Source organism: Nocardia sp. NPDC050630 (assembly GCF_044457245.1).
Lineage (GTDB): Bacteria > Actinomycetota > Actinomycetes > Mycobacteriales > Mycobacteriaceae > Nocardia.
This window is the reverse complement of the sequence record NZ_JBITGN010000011.1, coordinates 193045-206901: the sequence shown is the minus strand read 5'-3', so window position 1 is coordinate 206901 and position 13857 is coordinate 193045. Positions and strand designations below refer to the sequence as shown.

At 66.3% G+C, this 13857-nt stretch carries 11 protein-coding genes and 1 pseudogene; 4 read left to right on the top strand and 8 right to left on the bottom strand.

Features of this window, described 5'->3' with window-relative positions:
* Positions 1-57: 57 nt before the first annotated feature.
* The 6 genes from ACIBG0_RS26490 to ACIBG0_RS26465 all read right to left on the bottom strand — a co-directional run bounded on the left by ACIBG0_RS26490 (position 58) and on the right by ACIBG0_RS26465 (position 6011).
* A complete protein-coding gene (locus ACIBG0_RS26490; protein WP_397035757.1) occupies positions 58-1491 on the bottom strand; it encodes an amidase in 1434 nt (477 codons plus the stop codon).
* A gap of 428 nt (positions 1492-1919) precedes the next feature.
* Positions 1920-2762 carry an alpha/beta fold hydrolase gene (locus ACIBG0_RS26485; protein ID WP_397035755.1) on the bottom strand — a complete coding sequence of 281 codons (843 nt, stop codon included), beginning with the start codon at positions 2760-2762 and terminating at the stop codon, positions 1920-1922.
* Between the two features lie 19 nt (positions 2763-2781).
* The gene (catC, locus tag ACIBG0_RS26480) at positions 2782-3057 is read right to left on the bottom strand and encodes a muconolactone Delta-isomerase (RefSeq protein ID WP_397035753.1); all 276 of its coding nucleotides are present in this window, start codon (positions 3055-3057) and stop codon (positions 2782-2784) included.
* Between the two features lie 44 nt (positions 3058-3101).
* Positions 3102-3953, bottom strand: coding sequence for a catechol 1,2-dioxygenase (catA, locus tag ACIBG0_RS26475; RefSeq protein WP_397035751.1), 852 nt, complete (start codon positions 3951-3953; stop codon positions 3102-3104).
* A 49-nt stretch (positions 3954-4002) separates the two neighbouring features.
* Entirely contained in the window at positions 4003-5106 is a 1104-nt protein-coding gene (locus ACIBG0_RS26470) for a mandelate racemase/muconate lactonizing enzyme family protein (RefSeq protein WP_397035749.1), read from the bottom strand.
* Positions 5103-6011, bottom strand: coding sequence for a LysR substrate-binding domain-containing protein (locus ACIBG0_RS26465; RefSeq protein WP_397035747.1), 909 nt, complete (start codon positions 6009-6011; stop codon positions 5103-5105). The genes ACIBG0_RS26470 and ACIBG0_RS26465 overlap by 4 nt, the downstream gene beginning before the upstream one ends.
* A 265-nt stretch (positions 6012-6276) precedes the next feature.
* Between ACIBG0_RS26465 and benA the strand changes: the two genes are divergently transcribed.
* The 4 genes from benA (at position 6277) to ACIBG0_RS26445 (ending at position 13205) form a co-directional block, all read left to right on the top strand.
* The gene (benA, locus tag ACIBG0_RS26460; protein ID WP_397035746.1) at positions 6277-7668 is read left to right on the top strand and encodes a benzoate 1,2-dioxygenase large subunit; all 1392 of its coding nucleotides are present in this window, start codon (positions 6277-6279) and stop codon (positions 7666-7668) included.
* 12 nt (positions 7669-7680) lie between these two features.
* Positions 7681-8202 carry a benzoate 1,2-dioxygenase small subunit gene (gene benB, locus ACIBG0_RS26455; RefSeq protein WP_397035744.1) on the top strand — a complete coding sequence of 174 codons (522 nt, stop codon included), beginning with the start codon at positions 7681-7683 and terminating at the stop codon, positions 8200-8202.
* A gap of 20 nt (positions 8203-8222) precedes the next feature.
* Positions 8223-10415 (top strand): benzoate 1,2-dioxygenase electron transfer component BenC, encoded by a 2193-nt coding sequence (benC, locus tag ACIBG0_RS26450; protein ID WP_397035742.1) that lies wholly within the window; start codon positions 8223-8225, stop codon positions 10413-10415.
* 108 nt (positions 10416-10523) lie between these two features.
* The gene (locus ACIBG0_RS26445) at positions 10524-13205 is read left to right on the top strand and encodes a LuxR C-terminal-related transcriptional regulator (protein ID WP_397035740.1); all 2682 of its coding nucleotides are present in this window, start codon (positions 10524-10526) and stop codon (positions 13203-13205) included.
* Between the two features lie 10 nt (positions 13206-13215).
* Here the strand turns inward: ACIBG0_RS26445 and ACIBG0_RS26440 are convergent, their stop codons facing one another.
* Positions 13216-13665, bottom strand: a complete 450-nt coding sequence (locus ACIBG0_RS26440) for a LysR substrate-binding domain-containing protein (protein ID WP_397035739.1) — start codon at positions 13663-13665, stop codon at positions 13216-13218.
* Positions 13662-13805, bottom strand: a pseudogene (locus ACIBG0_RS26435) (fumarylacetoacetase); the annotation flags it as partial. The gene ACIBG0_RS26440 and the pseudogene ACIBG0_RS26435, both read right to left, overlap by 4 nt.
* Between the last annotated feature and the right edge of the window lie 52 nt (positions 13806-13857).

Sequence of the window (13857 nt, the reverse complement as noted above, 5' to 3'; positions counted from 1 at the left end):
AAGATCCTGATTCCCCAGGAATTCGGCCAGTTTCTCCACGATGGAATCCATGCCGGTTCACAGCGGTTTCGGGTCGATGGGGATGGCGATGTTCGCCCGACCTTCGAGGACCTCACCGACCCGTAGCAGGGTCTCCTCGTCGAACGCGCGTCCGGCGAGTTGCACGCCCAGCGGAGCGCCCTGCGTACTGATCACCGGCAGACCGAGGCCCGGTAAGCCGAGAACCGGGATCGCGGTGTTGGGCCACTGCTGCCGGAGGAGTTCGGCGACTCGCGAAGTGGACTCGAGTTCGCCGTCGAGCGCGTACGCCGGTCCGCCCGAGGCGGGAAGCAACAACACCTGATAGCGATCCATGAACTCCGACACCTGCCGCCGGATCAGCGAGCGCCGCGCGTAGCCGTCGGCGAAGTCCGCCAAGGTGACTTCACCGAACACGTCGTCGTAGACCGAGTACATGTGGTCGTACCAGGCGCGGATGGTCGAATCGCCCACCCGGTGCACCTCGCCGACCATGCCGCCAACCTTGAAGTCGGTCAACGCCAGCTGCCACCACAGGGTGGCCGCCGCGCCGAGCGCGGGCAGCGCGACCTCTTCCACCTCGTATCCGACCTCGGCGAGCCAGGAGCCCGCCGTCCGTACGGCGTCGGTGGTCTCGGAACTACCCGGTCCAGCCAGCGGCTGCTCGCCGGGATCGACGACGATCGCGATCCGGATCGGACCCTCGGAAGGGTGTGCCGGCGGCAGCGGAACTGCCATGGGGTCACGCGGATCCGCCCCCTCCATTGCCCGCAGCCCAAGACGTACGTCGGCGACAGTGCGTCCGAGCGGGCCCTCGACAGCGAACTGCTGCACGCACAGCGGCATGCCGCGGCCCGGCGCCGCATGCCATATCGGCACCCGGCCGTAAGTGGGGCGCAGACCGACCACACCACATACCGCCGCCGGGTAACGGATCGAGCCGCCGAGGTCGTTGCCGTGCGCGATGCTCACCACACCGGTGGCCAGCGCGACGGCCGCGCCGCCGCTGGATCCACCGGGTGTCACGGCGGGATCCCACGGATTGCGGGTGATGCCGAACGGTTCGCTGTGGGTCGACCACATGGTGGAGAACGGCGGACAATTCGTGCGTCCGATCGAAATCGCGCCCGCCGCAGCGAGATTCCGCACCACCGGCGCGGTTTCCGCGGCCGGATACTTCCGATACTCGGCCACCCCGTCAGGAGTCGGCAGCCCCTCGACTTCGGTATTGAGTTTGATCGCCGTGGGCACCCCGTGCAGCGGTCCCACCGCATCCCCGCGCGTTATCGCGGCATCGGCTTCCTTGGCTCGGTCCAGTGCGTCCTCAGCGATCTCACCGAAAGCGTTGGATACCGGATTGGTCTTCTCGAGCCGTGCCAGCGCGGCCGTGACCACCTCGACCGCCGACACGGCACCGACCCGGATTGCTTCCGCTGTCTCCGTCGCGGACCAACGCCACAGTTCTTCGCTCATTCGCCATTCCCGTCACTCGTTGCGACAGCTCTTTTCGCCTGCCATACAGGTGAATTCACGCTTGTAGAACGTGAGATTCGTTTCGGGTAACGTATATCCGCCGCGTCGAGGGCGGTATCGGTAGAATTACCGATTGCCATTTCCCTCAGCAATCGGCTGCGGACCTTCGTGCAGGCACAGGCGACTATCGGCCGACCGACCGAAGACGCCTCGAGTCCGTTTGGGTAGCCAGTCTTTTGCTCACGTCGAGTTCAAGCCTCGCCGACACGCTCCATCGGCCGTAGCTTCGGACGGCGCGGCAATCGAACCGCTTACTCATCTCCAATCAGCCACTACCCGAGAGCAATTCGCGAACCATCAAGAGAGCCATGACCGACACCGCGCCGCCCGTCGACCCCGCGCGGTCGATCGGCGAGCGTGGTTCGAGTTCAGACGCCGGGCACCGTCGTCTTCTCGCCCACGATGTCCAGGGGGAAGGGAATCGAGTGGAGGAATTCCGACAGTGCGGTGTTGAACGCGTAGGGCCGCTCCATGCTCGGAGTGTGACCGGCTTCGGCGATGACCGTCAGCTGGGACTGGGGCAGGTTCTCGGCCAATTCGGTGCCGAGCACACCTCGGTCGAACGCGTCTTCCGCGCCGACCACGACCAGCGCCGCGACACTTACCCGGCGGGCGTTGCCGGTGTAGTCCGGCCGCAGCGCGCGACCGCGCAGTGCGGCGGCTGCGCCCGCCGGGTGGGCATCGACCATCATCTCTCGCGCGCGGTCCGCGACCGCCGCTCGTTCCCGCACACTGCGCTCGCTCAGCACCAAGGGGAGGAATTCCTCCGCGTAGTCGCGCACACCCTCGTACTCCAGCCGATCCGCCAGGGCCAGCCGTGCAGCTCGGCCCTGGTCGGGATCGAGGCTGGCGAAGGTATCGGAAAGAACCACGGCCGCAACCTGTCCCGGACGCCGATCGGCGAAGTCCAGCACGACCTGACCGCCCATCGAGTAGCCGATCAGCACTGCGGAGTCGACTGAGCACGCGTCCACTACCGCGGCCACGGCTCGCGACTGGTCGGCCATCAGCACGATGTTCGCGTCGGTGGCGCTATCGCCGAAACCGACCATATCGACACAGATCACCCGGTATCCCAGTGGGACGAAGTGGTCGATCTGGGGCTGCCACATCCGCTTGTCGAACAGGAAGCCGTGGACGAACACCAGGGCGGGGCCGGTTCCGTGGTCGGAGAATCCGACGGGACCGAACTCGGTGGTGAGAATCGACATGGTCTGTACGGGTCTCGCGTCAGATCTTGGACGGGTGGGTCGCCAGCGGCGTGACCTTGATGGTCATGTACCCGAACAACGGTAGCCCGGAGAGGATCTCGTGCAATTCATCGGTCGAGTCGACGTCGAAGATCGAGTAGTTCGAGTACTCCCCCACGATCCGCCACAGCTGCGGCCATTTTCCGGCGTGCTGTAATCGCTGGCTGTACGCCTTTTCCCTGGCGACGATCTCGGCGCGGGAATCGGCGGGAAGGTCGTGCGGAAGGTGCACGTCCATCCGGACATGGAAGAGCATGGGCTGGTTCTCCTCGAGCGAAAATTGTTCGGGCGCTGGAAATCTCAGGCGGGATCGAGAACGAATCCGTAGGCGACGGTCTCGCCGCCGTCGGCTGCCGGCCGGGGGTCGAGCATGAGCTCGGGCTTGACCGCCGAGGCGATGTCGTCGTCATTGTGCTGGTCGCCGGGGAAGTACAGCTGCGCGGTGAGCAGTTCGTGGCCGGGGGCGGACACCTTCACGTGCAGGTGCGCGGGCCGCCACGCGTGCCAACCGGCGGCGGCGATCAACTTGCCGCACGCGCCGTCGGTCGGAATCTGGTACGGCGCGGGGCGCATGGTGCGGATATCGAAGCGGCCCTCGGCATCGGTGGTGAAGGTGCCGCGCAGATTCCACTCGGGCAGGCCGGGGGCGAACTGAGAGTACAGCCCATCGGAATCAGCGTGCCACAGTTCGATCGTCGCCCCGGCAAGCGCGGTGCCATCGGTCGAGGTGACCGTGCCCGTCCACACCAGCGGCGTGCCGGATTCGTTCTCGCGCATGGGAACCGAACCGCTGGAGCCGATCTCGGGCGCGCCGGGCACATAGTAGGGGCCTTCGATGGTGCCTTTGCTGCCGTGCCGGTGTTCGGTGGCGACCTGCTCGACCACGTGCTCCACCCACACGTCGAGGAACAGCGGCCATTCGCCGTCCTGCCCGACACCGATCAGCCACGCCTTGACCGCGTTGTATTCGGCGTAGGTGAGCTTGTGCTTGCGGATGGTGCCGTACACCGCGTCGAGTACCTCGCGGGCGAGCAGATCCACCCGCTCCTGTGACGTGCCGGCTGCGGCAATGGTCTTGTCGCTCTTGAAGCGCTCGGTGGCGCGGGCTCCCGAGTCGGCGGCCGTCGCGGCGGCGGTAGTACTGGCGTTCATCGGATTCTCCTTTGATTCCTTGCCGTATTCAGTGATGGGGCTGAATGTTTCAATGGTCTTGCCGGTAGCGGGCGAGCTTGTCGGGATCGATGTCGACCCCGAGTCCCGCGCCGGGTCGGATGGTGAGTTCACCGCCGCGGATATCGAGGGGCTCGGTGAGCAGGTCGTCGCTCATATCCAGGAAGTTCGACAGTTCACCGGCCCGGCGCGCGGTGAGCTGGTAGGCGGCGCCGAAGGCGACCGAGCACATCGAACCGAGCTGACCGTCGATCTGATTACCCATGACGATTTCGAGGCCGAGCCCTTCGGCGAGGTGGTGAACGCGTTGGGAGACAGTGAATCCGGTGCGCGCGGTCTTGATGTTGATGGCGGTGGCGGAGCCACTGAGCACCTCGCGGGTGATGTCGGCGGGTGTGGGCACCGACTCGTCGGCGATGAACGGGATATCGAGCTGCGATACCAGCCAGCGGCGTCCCAGTACGTCATCGGCCGGGCAGAGTTCCTCGGCGAACAGCAGATTCAGGTCCGCCATCCGTTTCATGGCCACCGCGGACTCCGAGGCGGTCCATCCGCGGTTGCCGTCGATGTACAGCTCAATGGTGTCGCCGAGGGCTTCGCGCAGGGCGCGCGCCACCGCGATGTCCAGATCGACGGGCCGCCGACCGACCTTTACCTTGAAGGTGGTGATGCCGTGCCGGTCGCGCATCTTCTCCGCTTCGGCCACCATCGCGGCGGGCTCGTCGAAGCCGAGCATGTGCGACACCCGCATGCGGTCGGTGAAACCGCCCAGCAGCTCGGTGACCTGGAGGTCGAGACTGCGGCCGAGCGCATCCCACACGGCCATGTCGATGGCCGACTTGGCGACCGGATTACCGACGGTGCGGGACAGCCGGGCGTGGATGGCTTCGCGCTGGAGCAGGCTCAGGCCGACCAGTTGCGGTGCGAAGATCTTGCGAATCACGGCGATCACCCCGTCCTGGGTTTCGCCGTAGGTGAAGGGGCGGGGCGGTGCCTCGGCGATGCCGACGATCCCGTCGTCGGTGTGGACGCACACCAGCACATGCTCGGCGATATGGACCTCGCCGGAGGCGAACTTCAGCGGTTTGCGATACGGGATGGCGAACGGAATCGCCTCCACACGCGTGATTTTCATGGATGGGCCTCCACGGGTTGTTCGTCGGTTGTGAGGTCGCCGGCCAGGGCATCCAGCACCGAGACGAGTACCGGCGATTCGGCGTCCCGTCGCCAGGCCAAGGCCAGTTCGACCGTCTCAGCATCGGCCAGTTCGCGGAAGACGACGCCCGGTAGCGACAGCACTCGAGTCGAGGCAGGCACGACCGCCACACCGAGACCGCCCGCCACCAGGGCGAGCATGACCGCGGAACCGCGTGCGTCACGAGTCGCGTCCGGGGTGAATCCGGCGGCGCGGCAGCTGCGCATGACCGCCGCGTTGATGACCGAACCGCGCCCCGCGTAGGTGATGAAGTTCTCCGCGCGCAGATCGGCCATGGCGATCACCGGTTCGACGGCCAGCCGGTGGTCTATCGGGAGTGCGAGGATCAGTGGTTCGACCTCGAGCACCCGCAGATCGAGGCCCTCGCCCGAGAGCGGCGGCCGGAGTACTCCCAGGTCCAGGCTTCCCGCACGCAACCGGTCGCACTGCTCGGTGGTGAGCAGGTCGGATTCGATTTCTAATGCGACACTGGGTAATTCGCGTTGCAGCCGACGGACGATCCGCGGCAGATGTGACAGCGCGGCCGTGCCTGTGACGCCGAGGCGAATCATGCCCAGGCTGCCATCGGCGATACGGCGGACACCGCGCACGCCGTCCTCTACGGTGTCGAGGACCCGGCGAGCCTCGCCGAGCAGGAATTCTCCGGCGGGTGTCAGCGCGACCTGTCGAGTCGTCCTGGTGAACAGCGCGGCGCCGAGTTCGGCTTCCAGCTGCCGTATCGCTTGGGACAGCGCGGGCTGGGCCATATGCAGGCGCTCAGCGGCCCGTCCGAAATGTTTGGTGTCGGCGACGGTCGCGAAGTAACGCAGGTGACGTAGCTCCATGTGCGAGTCTCCTTCCGCTTCACCGCGACAGACCGATGCGTATTGAGTCACGGTAGATATGAATATTGAGTCGGAACAAATACTATTTTCCAGCCAATTGATACGCTCTACCAATTAATTGCACCCTTGGTCGACACTGGGCATTCATCCGGGGTGACTGGCGTCACACCCTGTCACGATCGACAGAACATGCCACCGCGGGTATCGGCCGATTTCCGGCCCGACGGCACCGCAGGAGGCAGTCGTCGAGGCCGTTGGAGGACCCATGACCAGTACGTTCGATCATCTGAGCCGCGTGCTCGCCGACGCGATTGTCGATGACCGGGAAGCCGGAATCTTCCGCGCTAACCGGCGGATCTTCACCGACGAGGAGATCTTCGAACTCGAGATGAAGTACATCTTCGAGGGCAACTGGGTGTATCTGGCCCATGAGAGCCAGATTCCGAATCCGGGCGACTACCTCACCACCTACATCGGGCGGCAGCCGGTGATGATCACGCGGGACAAGGACGGGCAACTGCACTGCATGATCAATGCCTGCGCGCATCGCGGGGCGATGATCTGCCGCCGCAAGACCGATAATCGAATGACCCTGACCTGTCCGTTCCACGGCTGGACTTTCCGCAACGACGGCACGCTGCTCAAGGTCAAGGACCCCGAGGACGCGGGCTATCCGGAGTCGTTCAACAAGAACGGTTCACACAATCTGACCAAGGTCGCCCGTTTCGAGAACTACCGCGGATTTCTGTTCGGCAGCCTGAACCCCGACGTCGTGGCTCTCGCCGAGCACCTCGGTGACACCACCGCGGTCATGGACATGCTCATCGATCAGTCACCGGAGGGCCTGGAGGTGGTGCGCGGGTCCTCGACCTACACCTTCGACGGGAACTGGAAAGTCCAGGCGGAGAACGGCGCCGACGGCTATCACGTGACCGCGACGCACTGGAACTACGCGGCCACCACCTCCCGCCGCAACACCGGTGCGTCCAAGAACGACACCAAGACGCTCGACGCGGGCCAGTGGGGCAAATCCGGCGGCGGCTACTGGTCCTTCCCGCACGGACATCTGTGCCTGTGGACCTGGGCGGGCAACCCGCAGGACCGGCCGCTCTGGCCGCGACTCGACGAGCTCAAGGCCCAATTCGGCGAAGCGCGAGGCGATTTCATGGTGAAGGGCTCCCGCAACCTGCTCCTGTATCCCAACGTGTACGTGATGGATCAGTTCAGCACCCAGATCCGCCATCTGCGCCCGATCGCACCGGACAAGACCGAGGTCACGATCTACTGCATCGCACCGAAGGGCGAGAGCGCCGAATCCCGTGCCTGGCGGATCCGGCAGTACGAAGACTTCTTCAACGCCTCCGGTATGGCTACCCCGGACGACCTGGAGGAATTCCGGTCCTGCCAGCTCACCTTCCGCGCCGGTGCGGCCCCCTGGAACGATATGAGCCGCGGCGCCGAACACTGGCTCACCGGCCCCGACCCCGTAGCCGAATCACTCGGTATGCACGGCGTGATCTCCGCCGGTGTGAAGAACGAGGACGAGGGGCTCTTCCCGGTCCAACACGGATACTGGCTGACCCGGATGCACGAGGGCTTCGAGCGCGAGCAGGCACGATCAGCCGACTCGTCCGACCCCGACCGCGCCGAAGTCTGAGGAGCTCCACCAATGACCGCCACCACCGAGTCCACCGGCTCGAAACTCATCACCCACAACGACATCGAGCAGTTCCTCTACCGTGAGGCCCGCTACCTCGACGACCGCGAATTCGAGAAGTGGTTGGAGTGTTACGCCGACGACGTCGTCTATTGGATGCCGTCCTGGGGTGACGACGACCTGCTGACCGAGGACCCGCAGACCGATATCTCGCTGATCTACTACCCGAACAAGGGCGGTCTCGAGGACCGGGTCTTCCGCATTCGCACCGAACGCTCGTCGGCCACGTCGCTCCCGGAGCCACGGACCAGCCACAACATCACTAATGTCGAGGTGATCGAGCGCCGCGGAGATCTCGTGGATGTTCGATTCAATTGGCACACCATGTATTTCCGGTACAAGACCATCGATCCGTACTACGGGACCTCGTTCTACACGATCGACTTCTCCGGTGCCGCTCCGCTGATCCGCCGCAAGACCGTGGTGCTCAAGAACGACTACATCCACCATGTCGTCGACGTCTACCACTTCTGAGAGCCGCGAGAGAGCCTGTTATGAATCACCGGATCGCCTTGTCCTTCGAGGACGGCGTCACCCGCTTCATCACCTGCGCCGCGGACCAGACTGTGGCCGACGCCTCGTATCGGGCGCGCATCAACATTCCGCTGGACTGCCGCGATGGCGCCTGCGGCACCTGCAAGGCATTCTGCGAGTCCGGTGCCTACGACGGTGGCACCTATATCGATGACGCACTGACCGCGGACGAGGCCGCCGCCGGTTACGTACTGCCGTGCAGTATGAAACCGAAATCCGATCTGGTGCTGCAGATTCGCAGTACGTCGGCGGTGGCCAAGACACAATCCGCGACCTATACCGGGTCGATCACCGGATTGGACCGGTTGTCTCCGACCACCGTCGCCTTGACCGTGGAAATCGCCGATCGCGACAAACTGGCGTTCCTGCCGGGCCAGTACGTGAATATCGCGGTGCCCGGCACGGACCAGAGCCGGTCCTATTCGTTCAGCAACGCCCCGGATGACAAGAGCCTGACCTTTCTGATCAAGCTCACGCCCGCCGGCGTGATGAGCGAGTACCTCACCGAGCGGGCGGCGGTGTCGGACGAACTCAGCTTCACCGGCCCCAATGGCAGCTTCTTCCTGCGCGAGAGCGAGAGGCCGGTTCTGCTGCTGGCCGGGGGTACCGGGCTCGCCCCGATCCTCGCGATCCTGCGCACCATGGAAGCCTCCGGATCGACCCGGCCCGCGCATCTGATCTACGGCGTCTCCACCGACGACGATCTTGTCGAAATGCACACCATCGCCGAATTGGGTTCCCGGCTGGCGGGGTTCACCTGGGGCTACTGCGTCGCCGACCCGGCCAGTGCGGCGCCGGACAAGGGGTACGTCACCAGCCTGATCCGGGACGAGCACCTTCATGGCGGCGATGCCGCGGTCTATCTGTGCGGTCCTCCCGCGATGGTCGAATCGGTGCGGAAAGACTTCACCGCTCGCGGTATCCACCCGGCCGGATTCTATTTCGAGAAGTTCGCCCTGTCGGGCACGGCAAGCCCGACCGAGGTAACCGAACCGGCCACTGCCGCACCCGCTCAGGTCGAACCCGCCGCAGCGACAACGGTTGCGCCACAGCCGGTCCCGGTCACCGAACCCGCGAGCGTGGTGACAGAGCCGACCGCGGTGTGGAGCGACGGACGGGCGATCGCGGGCCAGCGGATCTTCGATGTCGGACTCCACGAGTCGCTCGGCGCGGGCGTTCGTTCACCGGAGGACTCGACCGCCATCCGTGCGATCGCGGGTCAGATCATGTGGTCCGCGGGGAATGGCTTGCGCGACATGGATTCCGGTGCGCCGTTGCTGCCGACCGGGTCCGCCCGCGAGATCGCGGGACAGCCGATCTGGCCGACCTTGGACTCCCGCATGCCGCGGGCGCGACGGCCGCGATTCATCAGTCCGGGTCGATTCGACGGCAAGGTCGTTCTGGTGACCGGCGCCGCGCAGGGCATCGGTGAGCACACCGCGCGAAGGATCAGCGCCGAGGGCGGCACGGTGGTGCTCGTCGATCGATCGGACATGGTGCACCAGGTGGCCGACGACCTCACCCGGGACGGCCAGGAGGCGGTCGCGGTCATCGCCGACCTCGAGACATGGGAAGGCGCGCAGCACATGGTGTCTCGCGCGGTGGAGCGATACGGCCGCATCGACGCGCTGATCAACAATGTCGGTGGCGCCATCTGGTTCAAACCGTTCACCGAATTCTCCGCGACCCAGATTCAGGCCGAGATCACCCGGTCGCTCATGACGACACTGTTCTCGTGCCGCGCGACGCTGCCCGCCATGGCGGCCCGTGGCAGTGGCGTCATCGTCAATGTCTCCTCCGCCGCCACCCGTGGCGTGCACCGCATCCCGTACTCCGCGGCGAAGGGCGGCATCAACGCGCTGACCGCATCCCTCGCCCTCGAGTACGCCGACACCGGTATTCGCGTGGTCGCGACCGCCCCGGGCGGGACCGAGGCGCCGCCGCGACGGATTTCGCGGGGCGGGTCGCCGCTGGAGACGGACCAGGAACGGACCTGGTTCCAGGCGCATATCGACCAGACCCTGGACTCCAGCCTGATGAAGCGCTACGGCACCCTCGACGAGCAAGCCGCCGCGATTGCCTTCCTGGCCTCGGACGAGGCGTCCTACATCACCGGTACCGTCCTCCCGGTCGCCGGTGGGGACCTGGGCTGATTCGGCCCACCCGGCCGTACCACGCACGCATGGCGCGGTACGGTCCGGTCGGTCGTGGCGGTGCGCGGGATGCGCGCCGAAGCCGCGCGCGAGGATTACGGTGACGGAGTGACTGGAACGGCCCCGTCGGTGGTGCACCAGGTCGCCCTGGCGACCCTGGTGGATCGCGTACGCCAGGTCGACTCCCTGGGTTCGGGCATCGTGCTGATTACCGGACGGTCCGGGACCGGGAAGACCGTGCTGCTGCGGACGCTCGCCGATACACACGAGGGCCCGGTGCTGTGGTCGACCGCCGCGTCGTGGGAACGGGACTACTCGTATGGGGTGCTGCGGCAACTGATCCCGGGATCGGTGCCCGCAGGAGATCCGGTCGAGGTAGCCGCTGACATCGCGCGACAACTGGCCGCCACATCGAAGGACACCACCCTGGCGATCATCGATGACGCGCACTGGGCCGATGCGCCGACCCTGCAGGCGCTGTCCTCGGTCATCCGACACCATACCGACGCACGCGTGCTCGTCGTCGCGGCGACGGTCGCCGGGGACCCGAGTATTCCACCCTCCACTTTCGATCTTCTGCAACGGGTTGCGGCGAGCGTTGTCCCACTGAAGCCACTCACCGCGGCGGAGGTGATTCGTCTCGCCGCACGGCGCGGCATCGCCCTGCATCCGTCGATGGCGGAGCGCTTGTGCCGCCATACCGGTGGGGGCACCCGCGAGATCGACCAGTTGCTGTCCGAGGTGCCGCCGAAGGTGTGGTCGGACTTCGATCCCGATCTCCCGGCCCCGGCCGCCATTGCCGCCCGGGTCCGCGAATCGCTCGGTTGTTGTTCGCCGACAACCCGCCGAATCATCGAATCGACGGCCGTTCTCGGACCCCAGACGCCCTTGCGGGATGTCGCGGCGCTGGCCGTGGTCGACGACGGCCTGCTCGACGCGGTCGACGAAGCGGTCTCCGCGGAGCTGGTGGAGCTCGGATCCCATGGCCTGACAGCGATCGGCCCGGTGAATCCTATGGTCAGGGCAGCCGTCCTCGCCGATATGGGCCCGGCCGCGACGGCAGCCCTGCGGCGTCGCGCGGCCGACTTGACCGAGGATCCGGTGCGGCGGCTTCGCCTACTGGTGGCCGCCGCGCCGATCCCGGACTCCGGACTCGCCGACCGCCTCGACGCTTTGGCGGCCTCGGCCGCGTCCGAAGGCGCGTGGGGAACCGCCGCGTCACTGTTGCGGGATGCGGGCCGACTCACCGACGACCGGCTGCTCCGTGAAACACGCCTCACCCGAGCCGTCGACGCGCTGGTCGGCGCGGGCGATGTCTTCGATGCCACCGCGCTGATTCCCGAGGTGGAGAGTCTGCGCGAAACTCCGCTCCGCAATGCCGTTCTGGGTTATCTGGCGATTGTCCGAGGGCGTCCCGCGGAGGCGGAGATACGGCTCGCCCGCGCATGGGAGCTGGTCAATGCCGAACGCGACCCGGACGCCGCGGCATCGATCTGCCAAAGGTACGTGCTCCACGCGCTGTGCCGCTGCCGCCCGAGCGAACTCGTGGCATGGGCGGACAGAACGGCGGGGTTGGTCGCGGCGGGCAGCCCGGCCGCCCTCGAGGCGGCGGCGATCCGGGGACTCGGCCTGGCTTACGGCCACACCGAGGAGGCGCGGCGGTCCTATGCCGAACTGTCCGAACGGGTTCGGACCGGGGCGCAGGTGCAGCGCATCGTCATGGGACGCGGCTGGCACCATCTACTCGCCGACGAATTCGACGACGCCCGTTCCGACCTCGAAAGTTCGGTTCCCACAACGTTTCTCGGTGGCTCGACACGAATATCATTGTGGGCCGGCGCCTGGCTGGCCCGAGTTCAGTTCCTCACCGGCGATTGGGACGACGCGCTGCGCACCGTGCACGAGTCCGTACAGCTGGTCGATCGCACCGGAATCGTCCTACCGGACCCGCTCCTGCACTGGACGGCCGCGGCCATACATTCCTCGCGCGGCGATTGGACCGAGGCCCGAACTGCCCTGCGGCGCGCTGATTCCGGCCCGCAGGACTACGAAATCATGCGTGTTGCTTCCTATCTCGCACACGCGCACTGGGCCGAGGCCAGCGTGGACCCGGCGGGTGTCTTGCGCGCGCTGCGCCCGATGACCCAGGCCTGGGCGGCGGGCGAGGTCGACGACCCGGGCCAGTGGCCGTGGGCCGATATGTACACGAATGCCCTTGTCGCCGTGGGTAGATACGACGACGCCGACACCTTCCTGACCCGGCACGAACGCCGCGCCGCCGATCTCGGACGCCGCGCGGCGCAGGCCCGATTGAGCGCCGCGAGAGGCCATCTCCTCGGCGCCCGAGGTGAACTGGATCACGCCCGTCACGCGTTCGACACCGCCCTCGAGCAGCTCGAGGGGCTACCTCTGCGCTACGACCGGGCAAGGGTGAGCTTCACCTATGGTCAAATTCTGCGCCGCGCCGGAAAACGCCGAGAAGCCGACACGGAACTCTCGGTCGCCCGGGATCTCTTCGCCGCTTTGGACGCCCGGACCTACGTCACCCGCTGCGACCGTGAGCTGAAAGCGGGCGGCGTCAATATCCGCCGGGCCGACCGAACGGACAGCCAACTGACCCCGCAGGAGAAGGCCGTCGCGCAATTGGTCGCCCGGGGCCTGCCCAATCGGGAAGTCGCGGCCGAACTCTTCATCTCCGCCAAGACCGTGCAGTACCACCTGACAAATATCTACGCCAAGTTGGGCATTCGCTCGCGAGGAGAGTTGGCGGCATCGCACGGCGATGGCTGATCGAGCATTCCTAGTCCCGCAGGGCGGACCATGCCGGATTGAACGAGGCTCGCAGTGTCTCGGTCTGGCGGCGCTCAGCTCGAGGAAAATCGCCGTTGGTGTTCAAGGAGAACCCGCTGCGCCTGCTCGGCCTGCGAAGCCAGACCCGATAACGAGTCGCTGAATCACCCTCTACCGCACGGACGAGGTGCGGCTCGGTGCGGTCCGGGCGATGGGCGACCTCGAGTTCCATCGTGGTGGGGGGCCCGGCCAGCGGCCGGTAGGTGACGCCTTCGAGGGTCAGCGCCGTGACAGCCTCAGGGACTATCGCGGCGCCGAGTCCACCGGCGACCAAGGTGACCAGGGTCGATGTCTCGCCAACCTCGTGTTCGATCGACGACCTGCGCCAAATGGTCGGCGTACCGCTGATCGTCTCCGAGTCGCTGCCCGCGAACGCGTGAACGTCGGCCGGGCCGGTCACAGTGACGGCGTTATGCATCCGGTCACGGCGCCGAATCCGATGCGTTTCCCCGACGGTCCCGGGGCACTCGCCGAAATCGCCACGGTGTCACCATCTTCGAGGAAGATACGGGTCTGATCGCCGAGGGTGACGGGTTCCTTGTCGAGGGGATGCATCGCGTCGGCGGGCACGGCGTGGGTCTCGATCAGTTCG

What these genes read in the sequence shown, in the direction of transcription:
- ACIBG0_RS26490 (WP_397035757.1), bottom strand. Translation starts at nt 1,491, where the DNA reads ATGAGCGAAGAACTGTGGCGTTGGTCCGCGACGGAGACAGCGGAAGCA.
- ACIBG0_RS26470 (WP_397035749.1), bottom strand. Translation starts at nt 5,106, where the DNA reads ATGAAAATCACGCGTGTGGAGGCGATTCCGTTCGCCATCCCGTATCGC.
- benB (WP_397035744.1), top strand. Translation starts at nt 7,681, where the DNA reads ATGACCGCCACCACCGAGTCCACCGGCTCGAAACTCATCACCCACAAC.
- catC (WP_397035753.1), bottom strand. Translation starts at nt 3,057, where the DNA reads ATGCTCTTCCATGTCCGGATGGACGTGCACCTTCCGCACGACCTTCCC.
- ACIBG0_RS26485 (WP_397035755.1), bottom strand. Translation starts at nt 2,762, where the DNA reads ATGTCGATTCTCACCACCGAGTTCGGTCCCGTCGGATTCTCCGACCAC.
- benA (WP_397035746.1), top strand. Translation starts at nt 6,277, where the DNA reads ATGACCAGTACGTTCGATCATCTGAGCCGCGTGCTCGCCGACGCGATT.
- ACIBG0_RS26465 (WP_397035747.1), bottom strand. Translation starts at nt 6,011, where the DNA reads ATGGAGCTACGTCACCTGCGTTACTTCGCGACCGTCGCCGACACCAAA.
- catA (WP_397035751.1), bottom strand. Translation starts at nt 3,953, where the DNA reads ATGAACGCCAGTACTACCGCCGCCGCGACGGCCGCCGACTCGGGAGCC.
- benC (WP_397035742.1), top strand. Translation starts at nt 8,223, where the DNA reads ATGAATCACCGGATCGCCTTGTCCTTCGAGGACGGCGTCACCCGCTTC.